General features: G+C 62.9%; 20 protein-coding genes. 3 read left to right on the plus strand and 17 right to left on the minus strand.

The annotated features are described in order from the left end of the window. The 7 genes from DRF71_RS25845 to capB form a co-directional block, all read right to left on the minus strand. Positions 1-1179, minus strand: a complete 1179-nt coding sequence (locus DRF71_RS25845) for an ABC transporter substrate-binding protein (RefSeq protein WP_112313325.1) — start codon at positions 1177-1179, stop codon at positions 1-3. Between the two features lie 65 nt (positions 1180-1244). After that, on the minus strand, positions 1245-2273 hold the full coding sequence (locus DRF71_RS25850) for a branched-chain amino acid ABC transporter permease (protein ID WP_112313326.1): 1029 nt from the start codon (positions 2271-2273) through the stop codon (positions 1245-1247). Positions 2274-2275: 2 nt separating this feature from the next. Further along, a complete protein-coding gene (locus tag DRF71_RS25855; protein ID WP_112313327.1) occupies positions 2276-3187 on the minus strand; it encodes a branched-chain amino acid ABC transporter permease in 912 nt (303 codons plus the stop codon). Next, entirely contained in the window at positions 3184-3921 is a 738-nt protein-coding gene (locus DRF71_RS25860) for an ABC transporter ATP-binding protein (RefSeq protein WP_112313328.1), read from the minus strand. Before DRF71_RS25860 ends, DRF71_RS25855 begins: the two co-directional genes overlap by 4 nt. Beyond that, positions 3918-4670, minus strand: a complete 753-nt coding sequence (locus DRF71_RS25865; RefSeq protein ID WP_112313329.1) for an ABC transporter ATP-binding protein — start codon at positions 4668-4670, stop codon at positions 3918-3920. Before DRF71_RS25865 ends, DRF71_RS25860 begins: the two co-directional genes overlap by 4 nt. Next, positions 4667-6754 (minus strand): caprolactamase subunit alpha, encoded by a 2088-nt coding sequence (gene capA, locus DRF71_RS25870; RefSeq protein ID WP_112313330.1) that lies wholly within the window; start codon positions 6752-6754, stop codon positions 4667-4669. Before capA ends, DRF71_RS25865 begins: the two co-directional genes overlap by 4 nt. A gap of 14 nt (positions 6755-6768) precedes the next feature. Further along, positions 6769-8553, minus strand: coding sequence for a caprolactamase subunit beta (gene capB / locus DRF71_RS25875; RefSeq protein WP_112313331.1), 1785 nt, complete (start codon positions 8551-8553; stop codon positions 6769-6771). A 254-nt stretch (positions 8554-8807) separates the two neighbouring features. Between capB and DRF71_RS25880 the strand changes: the two genes are divergently transcribed. Then, positions 8808-9752: an AraC family transcriptional regulator gene (locus DRF71_RS25880; RefSeq protein WP_112313332.1), complete on the plus strand. Its 945-nt coding sequence runs from the start codon at positions 8808-8810 to the stop codon at positions 9750-9752. Positions 9753-9794: 42 nt separating this feature from the next. Here DRF71_RS25880 and DRF71_RS25885 read toward each other — a convergent pair whose 3' ends face one another. The 5 genes from DRF71_RS25885 to DRF71_RS25905 are packed head-to-tail and all read right to left on the minus strand — an operon-like array spanning position 9795 to position 13978. Continuing rightward, positions 9795-10763: a 5-oxoprolinase subunit C family protein gene (locus tag DRF71_RS25885; protein WP_112313333.1), complete on the minus strand. Its 969-nt coding sequence runs from the start codon at positions 10761-10763 to the stop codon at positions 9795-9797. Next, entirely contained in the window at positions 10753-11628 is an 876-nt protein-coding gene (locus tag DRF71_RS25890; RefSeq protein WP_112313334.1) for a 5-oxoprolinase subunit B family protein, read from the minus strand. Before DRF71_RS25890 ends, DRF71_RS25885 begins: the two co-directional genes overlap by 11 nt. 12 nt (positions 11629-11640) lie before the next feature. Beyond that, on the minus strand, positions 11641-13014 hold the full coding sequence (locus DRF71_RS25895) for an acetyl-CoA carboxylase biotin carboxylase subunit (RefSeq protein ID WP_198672396.1): 1374 nt from the start codon (positions 13012-13014) through the stop codon (positions 11641-11643). Next, complete coding sequence (locus DRF71_RS25900; protein WP_112313336.1) at positions 13011-13244, minus strand: acetyl-CoA carboxylase; 234 nt, start codon at positions 13242-13244, stop codon at positions 13011-13013. The genes DRF71_RS25895 and DRF71_RS25900 overlap by 4 nt, the downstream gene beginning before the upstream one ends. Before the next feature lie 11 nt (positions 13245-13255). Then, positions 13256-13978: a LamB/YcsF family protein gene (locus tag DRF71_RS25905; protein ID WP_112313372.1), complete on the minus strand. Its 723-nt coding sequence runs from the start codon at positions 13976-13978 to the stop codon at positions 13256-13258. A gap of 120 nt (positions 13979-14098) precedes the next feature. Here DRF71_RS25905 and DRF71_RS25910 point away from each other — a divergent pair, with 120 nt between their 5' ends. Then, complete coding sequence (locus DRF71_RS25910; RefSeq protein ID WP_112313337.1) at positions 14099-15004, plus strand: LysR family transcriptional regulator; 906 nt, start codon at positions 14099-14101, stop codon at positions 15002-15004. On the opposite strand, the gene DRF71_RS25915 is transcribed toward DRF71_RS25910, so the two are convergent. The 3 genes from DRF71_RS25915 to DRF71_RS25925 all read right to left on the minus strand — a co-directional run bounded on the left by DRF71_RS25915 (position 15001) and on the right by DRF71_RS25925 (position 17958). Beyond that, positions 15001-16020 carry a nucleotidyltransferase family protein gene (locus DRF71_RS25915; protein WP_112313338.1) on the minus strand — a complete coding sequence of 340 codons (1020 nt, stop codon included), beginning with the start codon at positions 16018-16020 and terminating at the stop codon, positions 15001-15003. The two genes, DRF71_RS25910 and DRF71_RS25915, sit on opposite strands and share 4 nt — an antisense overlap. A gap of 105 nt (positions 16021-16125) precedes the next feature. Beyond that, a complete protein-coding gene (locus tag DRF71_RS25920; RefSeq protein ID WP_112313373.1) occupies positions 16126-16416 on the minus strand; it encodes a hypothetical protein in 291 nt (96 codons plus the stop codon). 96 nt (positions 16417-16512) lie between these two features. Beyond that, a complete protein-coding gene (locus DRF71_RS25925) occupies positions 16513-17958 on the minus strand; it encodes a cation:proton antiporter domain-containing protein (protein WP_232831692.1) in 1446 nt (481 codons plus the stop codon). A 27-nt stretch (positions 17959-17985) separates the two neighbouring features. Here DRF71_RS25925 and DRF71_RS25930 point away from each other — a divergent pair, with 27 nt between their 5' ends. Beyond that, positions 17986-18645 (plus strand): NAD/NADP octopine/nopaline dehydrogenase family protein, encoded by a 660-nt coding sequence (locus DRF71_RS25930; protein ID WP_112313340.1) that lies wholly within the window; start codon positions 17986-17988, stop codon positions 18643-18645. Positions 18646-18683: 38 nt separating this feature from the next. Here DRF71_RS25930 and DRF71_RS25935 read toward each other — a convergent pair whose 3' ends face one another. After that, positions 18684-19511 carry a phosphogluconate dehydrogenase C-terminal domain-containing protein gene (locus tag DRF71_RS25935; protein ID WP_112313374.1) on the minus strand — a complete coding sequence of 276 codons (828 nt, stop codon included), beginning with the start codon at positions 19509-19511 and terminating at the stop codon, positions 18684-18686. A gap of 116 nt (positions 19512-19627) precedes the next feature. Next, positions 19628-21088 carry an aldehyde dehydrogenase family protein gene (locus tag DRF71_RS25940; protein ID WP_112313341.1) on the minus strand — a complete coding sequence of 487 codons (1461 nt, stop codon included), beginning with the start codon at positions 21086-21088 and terminating at the stop codon, positions 19628-19630. Positions 21089-21140 lie beyond the last annotated feature (52 nt).

The raw sequence follows: 21140 nt of genomic DNA on the forward strand, positions 1-21140 counted from the left end.
TTACTTCATCAGCGCCTCCAGCGGAATCGGTTCCGAGATGGTCCAGCTGTCAACCACGGCCGGTTTGCCGTTCTCGGTGCCGATGATGCGGTATTCCGCCTTGTTCTGGTGGTGGAGCTCCGGCGTAAAGGTGCGCGGGCCGAAAAGCGTCGGCTCGGCATTCATCTTCTCAAGTTCCGCCACGACGGCAGCGGTCTCGGTGGTGCCGGCGCGCTCGACCGCCTTGGCCCAGACGTCGATCATCACATAGCCCGGGAAGGTGTATTGCGTCGCCGGCGGCGCGCCGGTGGTTTCCTCATATTTCTTGACGAAGGCATTCACATCGGGGTTCGGGTCATCGCCAAAGACCGACCCCTGGGCCGGCACGAAGAAGTTCGACAGATCCGGCACCGCCGACATCCAGTAGCTGCCATCGGCGCCCGAGCCGTTCAGGAGCATCGAATTGATCCCCGCAGCCCGGATCTGCTTCACCGCCGAAACAAAGCCCGGCATCATCGAGCAGAGCATGATCGCATCGGGCTCTTCCGGCAGCGCCTTGATCCGCGAGATCTGTGCGGCAATCGAGGCATCCTCGTTCAGGAACGTGTCCTCGCCGACCAGTTTGGCCTCGGGAAGTTGCGGCAGCATCCAGTCGAAACCGTCGCAGATGCCCTTGTTATACTCGGTCCAGGTGTCGAGCAGGCGGTAATAGGTGCGGGCGTTCTTTTGCTTATAGGACCATTCCGCCATGGTCGCGCCCTGAACGGCCGCCAGAACCGAGGCAGAGAAGCTGTTCGGCCCGACGCCCTGGATGCCCGCCTTGACCGATTCCGCGCAGATGAAGAACGAGATCACGCCGAGGCTTTCCGCCGCCAGCGCTGCAGGTGCGCCAAAGTCATAGTCGCAAGAGACCACGACCAGATCGGCGCCCTGATCGACGACCGAAAGCCCGGCTTTCGCGCCCTCGGCCATATCGGTCTTGGTGTCGGCGGTGACCACTTCGATCTGTTTGCCCAAAAGGCCGCCGGCCTCGTTGATTTCCTTGATGCGGATCATCGCGGCATCTTCGGCGGGTTTGTCATAGCCCTGCATGAAGCCGGTCTGCGCGGTGGCGAAACCCACCACGATCCGCTCATCATCAGCCAGCGCCGGACCTGCGAGGCAGGTGGTGGCGGCCAGCATGGTCATCAGTTTTTTCATGTTATAGCTCCCTGTTGCATGGATGGTTGCGCCGGTTTTTCCGGCGGTTTTGGTGCCCCGGGCGATCAGCGCCGCCAGGGGAATTTCAACTCACGATTGCCCATGATGCCGGTCGGACGGAACATCAGGATCAGGATCATCACGACGCCGAGGCCGATCTCCTGCACACCGCCCGGCAGTGCGAAGGTCGAGGTGCCGATCTGCACCCCCGCCTCCAGCCAGCGCAGGACCTGGATCAGCGACGAGAGGATCAACACGCCCAGCACCGCGCCCGAAAGCGAACCCATGCCGCCGACAACCAGCATCGAAAGCGTGGTGAAGGTAAGGCCCAGGTAAAAGGTGTTCGGCGTAACCACCCCGATGGACAGCGCAAGCATCGCGCCGCCCGCCCCCATCACCGCACCCGAAAGCACGAAGGCGATCAACCGCGCGCGGGGGATATCGACGCCCGAGGCGCGGGCGGCAGTCGGCTCGTCCCGGGCGGCGCGTAAGATCAGCCCGTGGCGCGAGATGGAATAGGCCCAGGCGATGATGACGGCGAGGCTCGCCACCGCCAGATAGGGCCAGACCGAGCGGATGATCGGAATGCCGACGATGGAAGAGGTGCCGCCGGTCACACCCGACCAGTTCGAATAGATCGCGTTGATCATCGCGAGCATGGCAAAGGTCGCAATCGAGGCTGCGATGCCGGAAAGCCGCATCAGGATCGCGCCGAATATCCCCGCCCAGAGCGCGGCCCAGAGCGCGGCCAGCGCCGCGGCGGCCCACCAGCCGATCTCCATCGACATCAGCCAGTCCGGGAGGCCCGGCATGGCGTTCTTCTTCATCATCGGCTTGATCGTGGTCCAGGCGATGACATAGCCGCCAAGGCAGGCGAATGCCGCATGGCCAAAGCTGATCACGCCCGAATTGCCGATGAAGATGTAAAGCCCGGTCACCAGTGTCACCTGCACCAGGATGTCGATCACCGTCTGGTTGAAGGGGCGCGAGCCGACAGCCCAGGAGAGGATCGCGAAGGCCACGAGCAGCAGGATCAGAATGACCGGCGTGCTGACGGTTCTGCGCAGAATGGTCAGTGAGGAGGTCTGACGCATGATTACACCCTTTCCTTCATGCCGCGCGCGCTCAGGATCCCTTGCGGCCGGAAGATCAGCACAAGGATCACCGCGCCATAGACAAAGGCATCGCGGAAGGCGCGCGCCTCGGGCGGCAAGAGCGCCTGCAAGAGGGTCGCGGAGGCGCCAAGGAGGAACCCTGCCAGCACCGCGCCGGCAAGGCTGCCCATGCCGCCGATCACGGTGGCGATGAAAGCCATCAGCATGACATTGGCACCCATCACGATATTGGCGGTGCCGGTCTGACTGCCAAGGATCAGCGCAATGGCACCGGCCAATGCGCCGGAAAGCGCGAAGGCCACCATGATGACGCGGTTGGCGCGCACACCCAGCATCCGTGCCATGGTGAAATTCTCAGCCGCCGCGCGCATCTCAAGGCCAAAGCGGGTGCGGCGCAGGAAGACGGTCAGGCCGACCAGAACGCCCACGGTGACGAGAATGGTGATCAGCTGCAAAAGTGGTATACGGGCGCCCAGCACGGTGACCGGCTGGCTGAGCTCCGGCAAGAGAGAGATCGACTTCGGCCGGCTGGAAAACAGCATCAGGAGGAAATAGCGGATCACGAAACCAAGCGCGAAAGAGGCGATCATCATCGTCGCCGGATTGGTGTTGCGAAAGCGGCGGAAGACGACGAATTCGCACAGGACCGACAGCCCTGCCCCCATCACCAGCACGAAGGGGATCAGGAGGAACCAGGGCAGATTTCCTGCAAAAACAATGGCGATAGCGTCAACCGATGGCCATAGGAGTGCGAAAACGCAAAAGGCGATCACATCGCCATGCGCGAAATTCACCAGCCGCATCACGCCGAAAATCAACGCGATCCCAAGCGCGCCAAGCGCGTAGAGAGATCCCAGCGACAGCGCGTCGAACATGATCTGAAGCGCGCTCATGCCTGTTCTCCATATCCGAAATAGGCGGCCTCGATGGCCTCGCTTTTGCCAAGCGCGCGGGCATCGCCGTCAAGGACAATCTCGCCGCCCCGCATCAGCATCATGCGGCCCCCGACCATCATGGCGCGGGTCGAGCTTTGCTCGACGATCAGCAGCGTCAGGCGGCGCTCCTTTTGCAAAGCGATCAGCCGTTCATAAACCTGATCGGTGATATTAGGGGCCAGCCCCAGCGAGGGTTCGTCAATCGCGATCAGCCTTGGATACGTCATCAGCGCCCGCCCGATCACCAGCATCTGCTGTTGCCCGCCCGACAAGAGCCCGGCCTGGGAATGGCGGCGTTCCTTCAGGATCGGGAAGGTGGCGTAAACCGCCTCCAGCTCGGCCATGGCGCGGGCGCGCCAGCCGTTTTCACCGGCATGCATGCCGGTGCCGACCATCAGATTTTCCTCGATCGACAGGCTGCCGAACACGTCACGCCCCTCGGGCACCATCGACAGGCCAAGCCGCGCAATCGCCTCCGGCACCTTGCCGGTGATGTCGTGATCGGCAAAGTCGATACGGCCGCCAGAGGGCGCCGTCACCCCGGCAATCGCCCGCAAAAGCGAGCTTTTCCCGGCCCCGTTCGGCCCGGTGATAAAGAGCACCTCGCCCTCGGCCATGGTGAAGCTGACATTCCTGACCGCCGTGAGACGGCCATAACGGATCCCGATATTCGAGACGTTCAACAGGCTCATACCAGTGCCTCCTGGACCGGAAGATCGGTATCGGCGGCGGTGCCCATATAGGCATGGCGCACCGTCTCGCTGGCGCGGATGGCGGCGGGCGGGCCGGTCTCGATCACCGCGCCGGAATCCAGCACCACGATATGGTCGCAGACCCCCAGGACGAGGCCGACATTGTGCTCGATCAGGAGAACGCCACAGTCGCGTTCGCGCGCGATGCGGCGGATCAGATCGGAGAGGTCATTCGCCTCCTGCGCACTCATCCCGGCGGCAGGTTCATCGAGCAGCAGGAATTTGGGCTGCCGCATCAGTGCGCGGCCAATCGCGACGCGGCGCTCATCGGTATAGGGCAAGGTACCGGCGATGCGGTCGGCCAAAGATGCGATGCCGATCCAGTCGAGCATCTCCTCCGCCTCGCGGATCGCCGCAGCCCGCGACAGGCCAAGGCCAAGCCCGGTAACCTCCAGATTGTCGATCACCGGCAGGTCGCGAAACAACCGCCCGCCCTGGAAGGTGCGGGCGATGCCACGCCGGCGCACCTCATGCGCCTCGGCGCCGGTGAGACTGGCGCCGTCCAGGAGGACAGCGCCAGAGGTCGGGGCCTGAAACCCCGTCAGCACATTGACGAGGGTGGTCTTGCCCGCGCCGTTCGGCCCGATCAGACCAAGGATCTGACCGGAGCTTACCTTCAGGCTGACCTCTGACAGGGCCTTGAGCCCCGCAAAGGCGACCGAAACCCCGTCTGCGCTGAGTTCGCTCATTTTACCCCTTTCTCTTTGGTGATCAGGTAGGAGCCGCTGGCGTCAAGCCGCGCGGTCCAGCCCGGTTCGATCACGATGGTGGTGGTGACTTCCTCGATCACGGCGGGGCCAGAGATGACGTCGCCCGCGCCGAGCTTCGCGCCCTCGTAGATCGGGGTTTTCACGCGGGAACCGCTGGCCTCGAACACCGCCTGGCGGTGGCCTTTGACCGCCTTTTCAGCGCCCTGGCCGCTTGCGATGATCATCCGCGCCGGTTTGTCGACCAGCCCGTAAACCGTGCTTTCGATATTGACGACCTCGACCACCGAATGCGGCTCTGCATAGGTGTAAAGCTGTTCGTGGCGGCGGTGGAATGCCTCCATGATCTGCGCAATGCTGGTGTCATCGACGGTGAAAGTGTCGATTTCCACCGTGCATTCATGGACCTGGCCGACATAGCGCATATCAAGGCTGCGTTTGACACGGCTGGTGGCCTGATCGAACCCGTCGAGGCGCAAATGCTCAAGCCCCTGAGATTCGATCTGATTGAACAGCGCGTCGATCTTTGCCGGCGCGCCCGGCGCATCCAGCCGCAAAGGCGAGGTGGCCATGTAGTTGTATTTCACATCCGAGATGATCTGGCCAAAGGCGCAAAGCCCGGAGGCGAGTTTCGGCAGCACGATGGTGTCGATCCCGATCGCATCCGCCAGCGCGGTGATATGCGCTGCCGTGGCGCCGCCAGCACCGACCAGCACGAAATCGCGCGGATCATAGCCGCGTTCCACCGTCACCCGGCGGATGCCGTTCACCATATTGGCGTTGACGATGGTGAACATGCCGTAGGCCGCACGTTCCACGCTCATGTTCAGCGGATCTGCGAGCCGGGTCTTTACCGCAGTGGCGGCTTTGCCCGCGTCAAGCGGCAGGCGGCCCCCCACCAGCCCCTCGGGGTTCAGATAGCCGAGCACCAGATTGGCGTCCGAGACAGTCGGCTCGGTGCCGCCCTGACCGTAGCAGGCCGGCCCGGGCGAAGAGCCCGCCGATTGCGGACCCATCTGCATCAGCCCCATCTCGTCGATCCAGCCGATGGAGCCGCCCCCGGCGCCCAGCGTTTCCACCTGGATCATCGGCACCCCAATGCGGTAGCGCAGGAAGTCGATGTTTTTGTTGATATTGGTCGAGCCGTCTTTCGTCAGCGTGATGTCGAAAGAGGTGCCGCCCATATCGACGGTGATCACGTCTTTCTTGCCAAAGGGCGCGCAGACATATTGCCCCGCAACCGGCGCCGAAGCCGGCCCCGAATTGATCGCATAGACCGAGCGGTCGGTCATCACCTGGCCGACCGCCAGCCCGCCGTTCGACTGGTAATACCGCACCGGCTGCTTCGCGCCGAGGCTGCGGAAATAGCCGTCCACCGCCTCGACATAGCGCTTCATAATAGGGGCGAGATAGGCGTTCACCACGGCGGTCGAGGTGCGGGTATATTCGCGCACCTGGGGATAAAGTTCGCTCCCCAGCGTCAGGATCACATCCGGCATCATCTCCCGCACGATTTCGCCCGCGCGGCGTTCGTGATCGGGGTGCAGCACCGACCACACAAAACTGATCGCGACCGTGTCAATGCCTTCGGCGAGGAACAACTCGCAGGCGGCGCGGATATCGGCCTCGTTCAACGCCTCGCGCACCTCGCCGGTTGAGAGGATGCGTTCGCGCACACCCCGCCGCAGATATCGCGGCACCAGCATGGTCGCGGGCGGATATTCCGGGTCGTAGCGGTAGCCGTCTTCCTTATGGCCGAGACGGATTTCTAAGGAATCCTCGTGCCCGGCGGTGCAGATCAGCCCGGTTTTCGCACCCTTGTGCTGGATCAGCGCGTTAAGCCCCACGGTCGTCCCGTTGATGCAGAGATCGCAATTCGGGATGATCTGATCGGCCGGAACCCCCAGCTCCTCCGCGATGATCGCGAGGCCGTTTTTGATGGCCAAAGTCGGATCCTGCGGCGTCGAGAGCGCCTTGAAGAGCCGCACCTGCCCGGATTTATCTGCGAGCACGAAATCGGTGAAAGTGCCGCCGGCGTCGATACCAAGTCTGTATTGAGATTTCATCGCCTCACCCTCCTTTATTTCGCTGCACTGGCGCGACGGGTCGCGCGCAGGGCCTCGGTTGCACCCGTATCCACGCTCAGCGTGTCCAGGTCGGAGATGATGACGCCGTAATCCTCCTTAGCGCCCCGGATCGAGACGAGGCCGTTTTTCACATCGGAAACAACGCTTTCCACGGCCCGCTCCATCGGGTCGCCATAGCCGCCGCCGCCGGGGTTCTTGTTGGTGATGCGGTCACCGGGTTTAATCACCTCGATGATGTTTTCGCGGATGGTTGTCTCGGTGCCATCCTTCAAAAGTTCCAGCCGCCCGACCTTGGTGTCGATGATGGTGGACCCCGCGCCCGCAGCACCCACCGCCGGGATGCGGCGGCCCTCGCCGAAGGTGATGAAGGTCATGTCGTTGTTCAGGGGCTCCACCTCCCAGGCGGTGCCGGAGCCGCCGCGGAATTTGCCCGCGCCACCCGAGTCCTCCATCAGCGAATAGCGGTGGATGATGATCGGGTAGGAGTATTCCAGCAGCTCGACGTCACCGCTGGTCAGCGCGCCGAAGCAGCATTCCGGCCCGCAGGCGTGCCAGCCATCCTGGCTGGGCGTAGCCCCCGCGCCCGAGATGATGGTGGCGAGGACCATGGTGACATATTCCTCGTCATGGCGCTTGTCCCAGCCGGCGATGTTCAGCCCGTTGGCATGGCCCCACGACGCCGAAACTTTCGACGGCACGGCTTTTTCAAACGCCAGCCGCACGGCATCGGTCAGCGTCTCCATCGGGGTTGTGGTGCAGTTCATATGCGGCGCCGGTTCCTGAGCGTTGCAGATGGTGCCCTTTGGCCCGAAATCGACCGAGACGCAGCGGTAAAGCCCTTCGTTGTACGGCGGCGGCAGCTGCGCGAACATCATCAGCCCGAGATAGACGCCGGAATGGCTGTTCCCCTCGTAAGAGTTGATGAAATAGGGGATCTGGGGCGGTGAAGAGATTGCGATATGGCAATTGTCGCCGGTGATGGTGACCTTCGCGTGGATCTCGAAATCGCCAAAGCCGTGGCCTGCATCTTCGAGGATCGCCATGCCCTCATAGGTGCCATCCGGCACCTCCGAGATCAGGCTGCGCATTTGCTTCTCGGCCATGTTCAAGAGCATGTCGATACAGGCATCGACCTGCTCTTCGCCGTATTTCTCAAGCATCTGGAGGAGCGCACGTTCGCCCACCTGGCAGGCCCCGATCAGCGCGTTGAAATCGCCCTCCTGATCGCGCCGCGCCCGCATATTGGTCAGGATCATGTTCAAAACGTCTTTGCGCGGCTGGCCGCGATCCCAGACTTTCACCGGCGGAATGCGCAGGCATTCGGCGTAGATCTCTTTGGCATTGGGGTTATAGCCCGCAGGCACCGGCCCGCCAACATCGGTCAGATGGCCCTTGCAGACGGTCCAGTATTTCAGCCGCCCCTTCCAGAAGACCGGGCGGTAGAAACAGGTATCAATCGCATGGCTGCCGCCCCAGGCCGGATCGTTATGGATGAAAAGATCACCCTCATTGATCTCGCCGTCGAAATATTTCGCCACCACCTTCATCGCCGGGATCAGCGAACCGAGATGGATCGGAATATCCTGGCCCTGGAGGATCATCTCGGGGCGGTGATTGAACAGCGCGGTCGAGTAATCATGCGCCAGGTTGAACACCGAAGACCGCGCGGTCTTCTCCAGAGACAGCGTCATTTCGCGCTGCGTCGTCTCAAGGATACCGCGCACCACCGAAAGGGTGATGGGGTCGACCTCGACCTTTTTGCCTGTGGGATCTGTCATTGCAGAACCTCCGTCTGGAGGCCGCACAAAAGGAGGCCGTTCGGGCAGAATGCCCGACCGAATCGCTTTACTTCCCTGTTGCGCGGCGTCTGTTGCACCACTGTGGGGCAAAGGCTAATGCCTGAATTCGGGCGGCGTCTTTGCTGCATGTGCATGGAATTTTGCGCCTGAGTGCATCTGTACGCCTGTCCGAAACGGCGCGCTTTACAGGTGGTTTTCCCCATGGCCTGATGGCCGGAACGGGGAGCATAAGAATGAAAACCACCATAACGACCGAAGGAGTCGATCTGGCCGGAAGGAGCCGCCACTGGCACGACACCATCGCGCGTACTTACTTTCCGCTGGACCTGACCTTCCGCCGCCCCGAGGCCTTTGACGGGGTGATCACCAGCTGGCAACTGGGTCAGGTCTCGCTGTCGCGGCTGACCTCGGACTCGCTTCTGTACCGCCGCCTGCCGCGCCATTTCCGTGAACCGGGGCCGGAAGAATTCCTGATCACCATCCCGGCGCGCTCCGAAGTGCGCTTCCGCCAGGGCGGCAAGGAGATCCGCGCCAACCCGGGCGCGTTTTTCATCGAACGCAGCCATGAACCTTATGATTTCAGCCATGACGATCCGGCGGATCTCTGGGTGATGAAGATCTCGGGCGATATGCTCGGCGGCCGCATCCGCGCGCCCGACCGCTTTTGCAGCCTCGAATTCGACGCGACCAACGGCGCCAGCGGCTTTTTCACCGATATGGTCCACCTTATCCCGGCCCGCTACGATTCCATGAGTGAAGAGACCCGCTCGACCGTTGGCCGCCAGCTCGCCGATCTGCTGGCGCTGGCGATCCAGGCCGATGACCGGGTGATGCAATCGGGCGTGTCCTCGGTGCGGGCGGGCCATCTGATGCGGATCGAGGGCTTCGTGCGCCGCCATCTCGACGATCCCGATCTGGGGCCAGATACGGTGGCGGCGGGATGCGGCATCTCGGTGCGCTACCTGCATGAGGTTTTGCGCGACACCAATACCACGCTGGGCGCCTGGATCCGCGATATGCGGCTGATGGCGGCGCAGGAGGATCTGGCGAACCCGGGCGACCGCCGCTCGATTGGCGAGATTGCCTGGGCGCGCGGGTTCCCCGATCAGGCGCAGTTCTCCCGCGCCTTTCGCGCCCGTTTCGGGATGGCCCCGAAAGAGGCGCGCGGGCGCGGTTAGGGCAGGGGCATTCCGGTCTGTGTGATGCCCCCGCGCCATGGCTCAGCGTCCGAGATGCGCGCGCAGCCGCGACAGCGCAGCCTCGGCGTCATGGCGCGCAGCCAGCGCCTGATCCATCGAGACCTCGGTGAACCGCGCCGGAGAGTGCGGTTGCAGCTGGCCGATCAGGTCCATATCCGCTGAGATCACGCAACCCAGCATCATATAGCCGCCGCCCGAGACCGCGTCACGATGGAGGACAATCGGTTCCGTCCCGCCCGGCACCTGGATCGAGCCGTAAGGATAGCAGGCATCAACGATATTCGAGGGGTTCGAGCCGGCGCCGAACGGCTGCTCGCGCGGCACGAAATCCAGCGCGGTGCCGCCCCGGAAGCGATAACCGATCCGGTCCGCCTCGGGCGCGACCTTCCAGGTGTCGGCAAAGAACTGCTTGCCGGCATCCGCAGTGATACGGTGCCAGTAAAGGCCGGGCAGCATCCTGAGTTCAGCCGGATTGCCGGGCTGTCGCCGCAGGTTTTCGGGGATCGAACCCTTGCCGCCTGCACCCTGGCCCGTTTGCAATTCATCGCCGGCTTTCAGCGCGCGCCCCTCATGCCCGCCAAGCGCGCCAAGCGTATAGGTCGAACGCGAACCCAGCGTCACCGGGACGTCAATACCCCCCGAGACCGCGATATAGGCCCGCGCGCCGGATTTCAGGAAACCAAAGGAGAGCCTGTCACCGGCTTTGACCGGGAAAGCCTCCCATGTCGCCAGTTCCTCGCCATTCAGCTTCGGCGGCAGGTTGGCCCCGGTGATGGCGACCGTCGCGGGGGCGGTGAATTCCAGCTCCGGCCCCATAAAGACGGCTTCCAGCACCGCCGCGCCCTCGTCATTCCCGACCAGCATATTGGCGGCGCGCAGCGCAAAGCGGTCCATACCGCCCGAAAGCGGGATACCGAGATGATAATAGCCGGGGCGGCCCAGATCCTGAACGGTGGTCGAGAGACCAGGGGTGATGATCTTAACGGCCATTGAGCGCCTCCATCAGTCTGGCTTTGGTGCCCGCCATGTCCTTGTTGTAGTCGGAGAGGCTGAAGCTTGCCGGGCGGATCACCGGCTCGAACCGGTTCGCATCCACCGCCTCGATCGCCGCGTCATACTGGTCGCGGGTCACCGGCTTCCATTTCACGATATCGCCGGGGCGGAAGAGGCACATCTCATCCTGGAGGTAACTCACCTTCTGCGCCGGGTCATAGATCGGCATCGGCGTCACGCCGAACATCTGATAGCCGCCGGCGCCCCTGACCGAATAGATGCAGGAAAAACAGCCGCCATGCCCGACGGTCAGCTTCGGCGTGTCGGTGCGTGGCCGCAGATATTTCGGCACCTGGAGCTGTTTGTCGCGCTCGACCATCTGGTAAAGGAAGGGCAGCCCCGCCACGAAACCCACCATCGAGACGAACCAGGGCTGGCTGGAATGCGCCTCGATGAAATTTTCAACCGTGCCCAGCCCGTTCACATCCGCCGCATATTCGAGGTCGGTTTTTGTCGGATCCTGGTGGCGCTCGCGAAAGCGCATCAGGGTCTCATGGGTCCAGGGGTCGTTATAGAGGACCGGGATTTCGATGATGCGGGTCTGCAGGCTGGCGTCTGACTTCGACGCGGCGGATTCCATCGACTGCAGCTCGCGCATCAGATCGGCAGGCCTGATGCGGTCCGGGTCGAATTTGACCTGGAAACTGGCATTGGCCGGGCAGATCTCGGTCACGCCTCTGATCCGGGCGTCCCGCACCGCATTGGTCATGGAAAGCGAGGTGAAGAAGGATTCGAGCGACATATCCTCGGAAACTTCGCCGAAAATATGCTCATCGCCCCCGAAACTGAAACGGATCGACATGGTCCCTCCTGGTCAGGCGTCCGGGCTGAGCCGGTCGGAATTTGCATCAAGCCAGCCTTCCAGCCAGCGGGTGTGAAACGCGCCCGAGCGGACCGATTGGTCAGCAGCCAGCGCGAGGAACAGCGGTTTGGTGGTCTTGCAGCCCTCGATCTTTGTCTCGGAAAGCGCGCGGGTCAGGCGGGTGATCGCGGCCTCGCGGGTATCCGCGTGGATGATCAGCTTCGCCAGCAGCGAGTCGTAAAAGGGTGGAACGGTGTAACCGGCATAAAGCATGGAATCAAAGCGCACCCCCGGCCCGCCGGGCAGGCGCAGATCGGTGATCGTGCCGGGGAAGGGGGCGAAGCCTTTTGCCGGATCTTCGGCATTCAGCCTTACCTCGATGGCATGGCCGCGGATCTGCACCTCATCCTGGTCGATCCAGAGCTTCTCGCCACCCGCGATCCGCAGCATGGCGGCCACAAGGTCGATGCCGGTGATCATCTCGGTCACCGGATGTTCCACCTGGATGCGGGTGTTCATCTCGATGAAGTAAAACCGATCCGCCGCATCATCATAGAGATATTCAATTGTGCCGGCGCCCGAGTAATTCACCGCCTCGGCCAGCCGCACCGCGCTGGCGCAAAGCCCGGTTCGCAATTCAGGCGACAGCGCCATGGACGGCGCCTCTTCCCAGACCTTCTGACGGCGGCGTTGCAGCGAGCATTCCCGTTCAAAACAATGGATCGCGCGGGTGCCATCGCCCAGCACCTGCACCTCGATATGCCGCGCCTGGCCGATCACCTTTTCCATATAAAGCCCGCCATCCCCGAAGGCGGCCAGCGCCTCGGCAGCGGCCTGGGGGAAGGCGGTCTCAAACTCGGCCAGGTCATTCGCGATGCGGATACCGCGCCCGCCACCGCCGGCAGCCGCCTTGATCATCACCGGGAACCCGGTTTCTTTCAGGATCCCGCGCGCCTCGTCGATGGACGCCACCCGCCCCATCGAACCCGGCACCACCGGCACGCCGGCCTTGTCAGCCGCGATGCGCGCCGAGACCTTGTCACCCATCAGTCGGATCGCATCCCCCGAAGGCCCGACCCAGGTAAGCCCCGCCGCCACGACCGCATCGGCGAAATCGGCATTCTCGGCCAGAAAACCATAGCCCGGATGCACTGCATCGGCACCGGTGTCACTGGCCGCCTTCAGAATCGCCGGCACCGAGAGGTAGCTTTTCTTTGCCGCAGGTGGCCCGATATTCACCGCCTCATCGGCCAGCTGCACATGCAGACTGTCGCGGTCGGCCTCGGAATGAACGGCAACCGTCGCGATACCCAGATCCTGCGCCGCGCGGATGATCCGGACCGCAATCTCGCCCCGATTGGCAACCAGCAGCTTCGCGATCATCAGGAGAGTTCCGCCAGAACGGCACCGGCCATAACCGGCTCTTCATTGTCAGTGAGGAACTGCACATTGCTTCCGGCAACTTCGGCCTTCACCTCGTGGAAGCTCTTCATTACCTCGATAAGCCCGATCACATCGCCCACCGCCACATCGGCCCCATCTGCCTTGAAAGGCGGCTGATCGGGCGAAGCGGAGCGGTAGAAAGTGCCGGGCAGGGGGGACAGGATCTGGGCCATGGGCTTCTCTCTCAGATATGGGGTTGGATGGCGGCACGGACCGCGCTGGCGATCTCGACCGCGTTGGGCGTATCGGAATGAATGCAGATTGACTCGCAACGGGTGGGGAAGAACGAGCCGTCAGTGGCCACGCCCTTGCCTTCAGTAATGGCACGCACGCAGCGTTGTGCCATCTCGGCGGCGTCTTTGGCATCATGTTCGCGCGTCACGATCAGGCTGCCGTCGGGACGGTAATCGAGATCGCCGTAAAATTCGGCAATCATCCGGTGGCCGCGCGCCGGATAGACAGTTTCATGCAGCGTGCCGGTCATGCCGAGGATTGGCACCTGGAAAATATCGGCGGCATCGCAGATCGCATGGGCCATTTCTTCCTGGCGCGCGGCCATGCCGAACAGGCTGCCATGCGGCTTGATATGGTTCAGCTCCATCCCCTCGGCGCGCAGGAACCCCGTGAGCGCCCCGATCTGATAGATCAGCGCATTGGCCATTTCCTCGCGGCTGATCTTCATCTCGCGCCGCCCGAAGCCTTGCAGATCCGGCAGCGAAGGATGCGCGCCGACCTTCTTGCCATGCGCCTTGGCGAGCTGCACGGTTGTGCGCATGTGATTGAAATCACTGGCGTGAAAGCCGCAGGCCACATTGGCGATGTCGATAAACGGCATCAGAGCCGCATCGTCACCCATGCGCCAGAGCCCAAAGCTCTCACCCATGTCACAGTTGATCGTGACGGGCATCACACCTCCCTGGTGTTATGTATTGTATTGGTTTTGAGGGATGGTGACGCGACTCGGGCCTTTGTGGCAAATACGAAATTCTGCGATTGCATATCTGAAAAACTGATACATAATCGGAACATGCCGCTGACCCTGAAACAGCTGAGATATTTCGTCGCCGCCGCCGAGACGGGGCAGATCAGCCATGCGGCGGTCGAGATGAATATCTCGCAATCGGCGGTGACGGCGGCGGTGCAGGATCTGCAAACCGAGCTGGGCGTGAAACTGCTGAGTCGCAGCCCGAAGGGGATGGTGCTGACGCCCGAGGGCGCGCGGTTCCTGTCCCGCGCCCGCACGATTCTGGCCACGGTCGAAGATGCGGTGCGCAGCCCGCTGGGGGATGAGGCCGGGGCGACCGGGCGGCTGAGGCTTGGCATGTCCTACACCGTCGCGGGCTATTTCATGGCGCGCCATGCGGCGGCGTTCCGGCGGTCCTATCCCGGTATCACGCTGGAACTTTACGAAATGCCGCGCCCGGCAATCGAGGTGGCGCTGGTCTCGGGCGATCTGGATATCGCGGTGATGCTGACCTCCAACCTCGACAACAAGGACGAGCTGGATTTCGAGACGCTGTTCCGCTCGCGCCGCCGGCTGTGGCTTGCCACCGACCACCCGCTGCTGGCCGGGCCGCTGGTGCCGGTCGAAGCGGTGATCGCCGAGCCCTATATCATGCTTACGGTCGACGAGGCCGACCGCACCCAGGCGAAATTCTGGCAAGGCTTCGGCATCCGCCCGCAGGTGATTTTCGAGACCTCATCGGTCGAGGCGGTGCGTTCGATGGTCGCCAGCGGCATGGGCGTCACCATCCTCAGCGATATGGTCTACCGGCCCTGGTCTCTGGAGGGACAACGGATCGAACAGCGACCGGTCGCCGAGGGGGTGCCGAGCATGGATGTCGGGCTCAGCTGGTCGAAGGGCAGGGCGCTTTCGCCGCCAGCGCGGGTGTTCCGCGCCTTTCTGGGGCTTGCCACAGGGGGCGGCAGCTAGTCCGGCAAAAGCGCCGCCGTTTCAGGCATCCGTGCAAGGCTTGCGGCGATCCGCGCCCGCCAGCGCGGGCCGCGCGATATGGCATCATGGTATGCTTCCGCAAGGTCATCGGGGCGGTCTTCCGCCAGCACCCGGATCAGAAACGCCGCCTGGCCGCGATCCTTGCGCGCCTTCAGCTGATCGGGGCCGCCAATCCGGCGATCCGCGACGATCAGCTTATGGATCGCATAGCGCTCGGGGCGCGGGATCTGCACCAGCACACCAGAACGATAGAGCGCAACCGCCTGAATCGGCTCGGCAATCAGGTAGTTCAGATAATGCAGCCCAAGCGCCGAAACACCAAGCGCCGGTAGCGGTTTCACGCTTTCCTCACCAAAAGCCGGTGTCAGGAATTCGACCAGTGCCTCGCCCTTGTTCTGACGCCATTTCCAGACCTGGTGATCGCTCAGCCCCGGAACGGGATCGAATTTCAACGACGGGAGAATCTCGCCCGGCGCCGCCTCCACCTGGTCACCAAGCGCCACCGAGAGACGCTCGAAACTGGCGAAGTCGATATCGCCGGTCTGCGCCAGTTCATCCGTGTCGAACCGCACCCCCAGCTCGCTCTGGTAAAGCGCATAGGCGGCGGTGCCGATCAATGTGCCACCCAGCCGGAACAGCCCGGCCCGCGCGAAGGCCAGAAGCAGCGAGCCCGTCTCGCGGTCGGTGCCGATCAGCCCTTCGGCACGCAGGATCCGGGTCAGCCGCGCCATGGCCTGGCGGCGCCCGGCCGCCTCTTCCTTCAGCGCCGCCGCCCGCGCCAGACGGGCGCGCAGCGCCGCACTGCCTTCGCCAAGATAGCGGCTCTTCATCGCGGACCCGAGGCGGAAACGATCGTAAAGATAGCTGCGCCCGCCGCGATGGCGTTCCTCAACGGTGCCGATCAGATCAGAGGCGGTCTCGTCCAGATGCAGACGGAGCAGATCCTGACAGGCGACCTGTGCGGCGCGCGACAGCGACTGGATGGGTGTGCTCATGGCGTGTTCCGACCTGATATGCAGCAAATATTATTTTGCTGCACATCAGACCATAGCCACAAACAGACGCGTGTGCATCAAAAATATTTCTGATGCACACAACCCTCAGCGATTGCTGTCGATCCAGCGCGACAAGAGCTGACGGTCGCGGAAACATTCATCCGGCACCGCACGATGTTTGATCCGCGCGATCCGTTCTGCAAAGGCGACCTGTTTCGAGGTCGGCTGATTGTCCTGCACCGGTTTCAGCCCGGCCTGAGCCTCGATCCAGGCGCTGAGGCTGCGGCGGTCCTGTTGGACCTCCCATGGCAGCAGGGTCTTGTTGCGCAGCGCCAGCGAGCGGGCATAGGCAATCTGGCGCGGCGTCACCGGCATGATGAAACTGGCAGCATCCATAGCGGTTCCCCCTTTGTTCATAAAGATGAACATAGAACATAAAGGGAACATCTTCAAGCCCAACCGGAACGCGCCGCTTCACCCCTGTGAGAGGGGTCAATGATGGATCGGCGCGTCCTTATTGCCCTGGATCAGCGAGGCACCGGCGGCGAGCCCCTCGGCGAAATCGACCGCCAGCCGCTGCTGATCGGTGGCGCGCACCTCCTGGATCAGATCATCAGCCTCTTCGGGCGTATCGCCCAGCCGCACCAGTGCCTCACGGCCAAGGGTCAGCGCCGAATCCCGCGTCTCGCGGATCTGGAAATCTGCCCCGGCCTTCATCAGCGCCACCGCATGTTCCCGGTCCCAGGCGCGGGCGAAAACCGGCACCATCGGGAATTCATGTTTGACCAGTTCGACGATTTTCAGCGTCGAGTCGCGGTCATCGGTGGCCGCGACGATCATGCTCGCCTCACCCGCGCCCGCATTCCTGAGGATATTCAGCCGCGTGCCGTCACCATACCAGACGCGAAAGCCGAAATTTGCGGCATCCCGGATCATCCCGGCATCGGAATCGATGATCGAGAGGCTGTAGCCGCGTTTCAGCAAAGGCTGGCTGACCAGCTGGCCAAAGCGGCCAAAGCCGATCAGCAGGATATTGGCGTTCAGCCCGTTCGCCTCCCCGACCCCCTCCATCGAAACCCCGGCCTTCGGCGCAAAGCGGTCGAACAGGATCATCATCAGGGGGGTCAGCGCCATGGAGCAGATCACGATGGCGGTCAGCGTCGCGTTCCATTCCGGTGTCAGAACACCGACCTGCATGGCGGTGCCGTAAAGCACGAAGGCGAATTCACCGCCCTGGGCCATGACAACGGCACGCTCGCGGGCTTCGGGTTTCGGGGTTTTCAGGACCCGGGCTACCCCATAGATCACCAGCATTTTCAGGATGATATAGGCCAGGACGCAAAGCGCGATCAGCCCGATATTGTCGCGGATCACGGTGAGGTTCAGCGCCATGCCGACCCCCATGAAAAAGAGCCCGCGCAAAAGGCCGCGGAACGGCTCCACATCGGTTTCTAGCTGGTGGCGATAGCTTGATTCCGACAGCAGCACGCCGGCGAGGAAGGCGCCCATCGCCATGGAAAGCCCGCCAGCCTGCATCAAAAGCGCCGCCACCAGCACGACCAGCAGCGCCGCCGCCGTCATCACATCGCGCCCGCCAAACCGCGCCAGAAAACCGAACATCGGGTTCAGAAGGTAGCGCCCCGCCAGCACCAGCACCACGATACTGCCAAGGCCAAGGTCGATATTCTGTACGCGGTCCATCGCCGTGGCCTCTTCGGCGCCCGGCGCGATAAAGGCCACCAGCGCCAGCAGCGGTACGATGGCCAGATCCTCCAGCAGCAGGATCGAAATGATGCGCCGCCCGGCCGGTGTCTCCATCTGCCGCCGCTCGGAGAGCATCTGCATGACGACGGCGGTGGAGGTCAACACGAAACCGGTGCCTGCAACGAAACTCGCCGAGGCCGGATAGCCAAGTGCCAGCCCCACACTGATCAGCACCGCAATCGCGCCGACAACGGGGCATCGATGTGCCCGTCATCGCCTGGAACACCACTGCGCCTAACCGCGAAGACGCCGGTGTCGCCACTAGAGGTTCAGATCGGAGCCGTGCGAAAGTCTATCGATGCCGCAGTTCTGCCTGCCGATCGAAGCGGCGATGGTCTGGCGGTATGTGCCGAGCTGTTCGGCGAGATCTCCACGCCCAAGGAAGATTTGCGCGACATTGCGCTTACCAACCTCAATCCGCAGGATCATCTGGCGATCGCCCTCTGCAATCTCACGCGAATGGAGACGGGCGAGACCTGGTGGCAGCACAGCCTGACCACCGAAGCCGTCTGCCGGTTCATGGAAGCCCTTGATGTCGAGCGCATCGCCATCGCACAGGCCTATGGCCGGACCGTCCTGCCCGGGCGCGAGGTGCTGCAGCAGGCCCTGGACGCATCCGGCGCCTCGCTCGCCGAGCTGCACCGGATGCTTGTGGGGCGGGGACGTGACCTACTGGGCCCGAAGAACCTTTCGATGCCCTTCGGCCTTGTTCCGCTTGTGCTGTTGGCCGAACTGGCGGAGGTGCCGGTGCCGTTGTTTCGCAGCGGAATCGCGGTGATCAGCGCCTGCTACCAGCGAGATTTCATCCGTGACAACGATCTGATCCCCGAGCTTTCGAAGGAGATCGCCGCGATGCGGTGAACCAGAAATCCGCCATGTCGGGCTCCTTCCGTTCTGGATCAGGTAATCCGAACGATGCTGGCCCGGATCTCTTCGGGTTCGAACACCTTTTTCCAGTCGTCACGCATCAGCATTGGACGGCCGAATTCGATGGCCTTCTCACATGCATCCGAGAACTTTCCGGGGATCTCGTCGAACATCACTGCCGTCAGCACGCTCATATGGCCAAGCAGGAATTCGCGCGCGCAGTCGCGATCGATGCCGCGTCTGATCACCTCTTCCATCGCCTCGCGCAGCACGGTGATCAGAGATGCACAGACCGTTTCGGTCAGGCCAGGCTCCAGATAGGCCATGTGTTCGACGGTGACGCGGTGGCTGCGGGTGACCGGGGCAAAGATCGCGCGGGCGACTGCATTGCCAAGCGCATATTGCGCCTCGGACCCTTGCATCAGCGCATTGACGATGCCTTGGGGTGCAGCAACGCCGCCAAAGAAATCGCGCCTTGCGGCCTCGGTGTCCTCATTGCGGAAGAGACCCGGATGGCAGGGATGGGTTACAAAATATGCGATATCGTCGCGCGGCGGCAGATGGCCGGCATGGGGTGCTGCGGGGTCAAGACAGATCACCACCGTGCCAGACGCGAGCTTTGGCACCACCAGACCGGCGACCTTGCCGATCACCGCATCGGGCACGGCCAGCACCACAACGTCAGCACCGATGATCGCCTCATCCGGCGCGACACAGGTGACGGAAAAATCTTCCCTCAGGCGCTGCTGGCCCTCGGGTGACAGCTCGACATGGGCCACATCGAAATCGGTCTTCAACAGATTGCGGGTCAGGCGGGTGCCCATTTTGCCGCCCGCGCCGAACAGGGCTATTCTGGTCATGGTGATCTCCTCCAGCGGGTTCGCAGGCAACAGCCTGCCCGCCCGCCGGGGCAGGGGACTGAGACATTGCCTGAATAAGGGCGGGCGCGCGCCTCACGCGCCCGCGGGGACCATCTTCAGCCGTGGCTGATGGTGACGGTCTTGATATGGGTGAAGCCGTTCAGCGCCTCGAACCCTTTCTCACGGCCATGGCCGGATTTGCCGACCCCGCCGAAGGGCAGCTCGATCCCGCCGCCTGCGCCGTAATTGTTGATGAAGACCTGGCCCGAATGGATCTTATTCGCCATGCGCAGCTGGCGGGAGCCGTCCTGGGTCCAGATCCCGGTCACAAGGCCATAATCGGTGCCATTGGCGATGGCGATGGCTTCTGCCTCATCCTCGAAGGGGATCAGCACCTGCACAGGCCCGAAAATCTCCTGCTGGGCCAGAGCGTGATCCGGCGAGACTTCGGAAAACAGCGTCGGCAGGATGTAATTTCCGCCCGCCGGTGCGTCTGCATGCAGCTTGCCCTGGGCGGCGGTGGTCAGTTCCGCGCGGCCCCGGTCGATGAAACCCTGGACGATCCGATGCTGTTTCTTCGAGACAACCGGGCCGAGATTGTGGCTCTCGATCGCCGGGCCAACGGTCAGGCCTTCATAGATCGCGATCATGCGGCGCTTGACCTCGTCATAGATGCCCTTCTGCACCAGAACGCGCGAGGCAGCGGAGCAGGTCTGTCCCGCATTCTGCATACAGGCGGCCACAAGCACCGGCATCGCTTTATCCAGATCGACATCGTCGAAGACGATGTGCGGCGACTTGCCGCCCAGCTCCAGCGTGACCGGCACGACATTCTTCGCCGCCGCCTCCTGGATCCGAACGCCCGTCCCGACCGAGCCGGTGAAGGAGATATGGTTGATGCCCGGATGCGAGGCGAGATGCGCGCCGACATCATGGCCATAGCCGGTGACAACATTGATGACCCCGGCCGGAACCCCGGCCTCGGCCGCAATCGCTGCGAAAGCCAGCGAGGAAAGCGAGGCATCTTCCGCCGGCTTCAGCACCACCGTATTGCCCGCCGCGAGGGCCGCACCAACGCCGCGCCCGAGGATCTGCATCGGGTAGTTCCACGGAATGATGATGCCGCAAACGCCATGCGGTTCACGCAAAGTGTAAACGGTAAAACCTTCCTGATAGGGGATGGTGGTGCCCATCAGCTTGTCGGCGGCGCCGGCGTAGAATTCCAGGTAGCGGGCGAGCGCGATGGAATCATTGCGCGACTGATTCAGCGGCTTGCCGACATCCAGCGTTTCGATCATCGCGAGCTCTTCTGCGCGTTCCAGCACAAGAGCCTGCAGTTTCATCAGGATGCGTCCGCGCTGTGTCGCGGTCAGTTTACCCCATTCGCCCTCCAGCGCGCCATGTGCGGCGGCAACGGCGGTATCGACCTCGGCCACGGTGCCACGCCCGATCTGGCCGATCACTTCGCCGGTCGAGGGGTTTTCAACCGGGATCGTGTGGCCGCCCTCGGGCGTCACCCAGACGCCGTTGACGAAGACTTTGGTGGAATCGATCCACATCAGCTGATCAAGTGCCATGATTTTCCTCCATGCCTGATCCGGCGCGATCAGGCGCCATCAGGTAGTTGAT

This window comes from Pseudogemmobacter bohemicus, from assembly GCF_003290025.1.
Taxonomy (GTDB): domain Bacteria; phylum Pseudomonadota; class Alphaproteobacteria; order Rhodobacterales; family Rhodobacteraceae; genus Pseudogemmobacter; species Pseudogemmobacter bohemicus.

Bases quoted from the DNA above. Each gene is read 5' to 3' on its own strand.
- DRF71_RS25880 (WP_112313332.1), top strand. From the start codon at position 8,808: ATGAAAACCACCATAACGACCGAAGGAGTCGATCTGGCCGGAAGGAGC.
- DRF71_RS25910 (WP_112313337.1), top strand. From the start codon at position 14,099: ATGCCGCTGACCCTGAAACAGCTGAGATATTTCGTCGCCGCCGCCGAG.
- capB (WP_112313331.1), bottom strand. From the start codon at position 8,553: ATGACAGATCCCACAGGCAAAAAGGTCGAGGTCGACCCCATCACCCTT.
- DRF71_RS25860 (WP_112313328.1), bottom strand. From the start codon at position 3,921: ATGAGCCTGTTGAACGTCTCGAATATCGGGATCCGTTATGGCCGTCTC.
- DRF71_RS25930 (WP_112313340.1), top strand. From the start codon at position 17,986: ATGTGCCCGTCATCGCCTGGAACACCACTGCGCCTAACCGCGAAGACG.
- DRF71_RS25915 (WP_112313338.1), bottom strand. From the start codon at position 16,020: ATGAGCACACCCATCCAGTCGCTGTCGCGCGCCGCACAGGTCGCCTGT.
- DRF71_RS25920 (WP_112313373.1), bottom strand. From the start codon at position 16,416: ATGGATGCTGCCAGTTTCATCATGCCGGTGACGCCGCGCCAGATTGCC.
- DRF71_RS25885 (WP_112313333.1), bottom strand. From the start codon at position 10,763: ATGGCCGTTAAGATCATCACCCCTGGTCTCTCGACCACCGTTCAGGAT.
- DRF71_RS25940 (WP_112313341.1), bottom strand. From the start codon at position 21,088: ATGGCACTTGATCAGCTGATGTGGATCGATTCCACCAAAGTCTTCGTC.
- capA (WP_112313330.1), bottom strand. From the start codon at position 6,754: ATGAAATCTCAATACAGACTTGGTATCGACGCCGGCGGCACTTTCACC.
- DRF71_RS25865 (WP_112313329.1), bottom strand. From the start codon at position 4,670: ATGAGCGAACTCAGCGCAGACGGGGTTTCGGTCGCCTTTGCGGGGCTC.
- DRF71_RS25845 (WP_112313325.1), bottom strand. From the start codon at position 1,179: ATGAAAAAACTGATGACCATGCTGGCCGCCACCACCTGCCTCGCAGGT.
- DRF71_RS25900 (WP_112313336.1), bottom strand. From the start codon at position 13,244: ATGGCCCAGATCCTGTCCCCCCTGCCCGGCACTTTCTACCGCTCCGCT.
- DRF71_RS25905 (WP_112313372.1), bottom strand. From the start codon at position 13,978: ATGCCCGTCACGATCAACTGTGACATGGGTGAGAGCTTTGGGCTCTGG.
- DRF71_RS25850 (WP_112313326.1), bottom strand. From the start codon at position 2,273: ATGCGTCAGACCTCCTCACTGACCATTCTGCGCAGAACCGTCAGCACG.
- DRF71_RS25890 (WP_112313334.1), bottom strand. From the start codon at position 11,628: ATGTCGATCCGTTTCAGTTTCGGGGGCGATGAGCATATTTTCGGCGAA.
- DRF71_RS25935 (WP_112313374.1), bottom strand. From the start codon at position 19,511: ATGACCAGAATAGCCCTGTTCGGCGCGGGCGGCAAAATGGGCACCCGC.
- DRF71_RS25855 (WP_112313327.1), bottom strand. From the start codon at position 3,187: ATGAGCGCGCTTCAGATCATGTTCGACGCGCTGTCGCTGGGATCTCTC.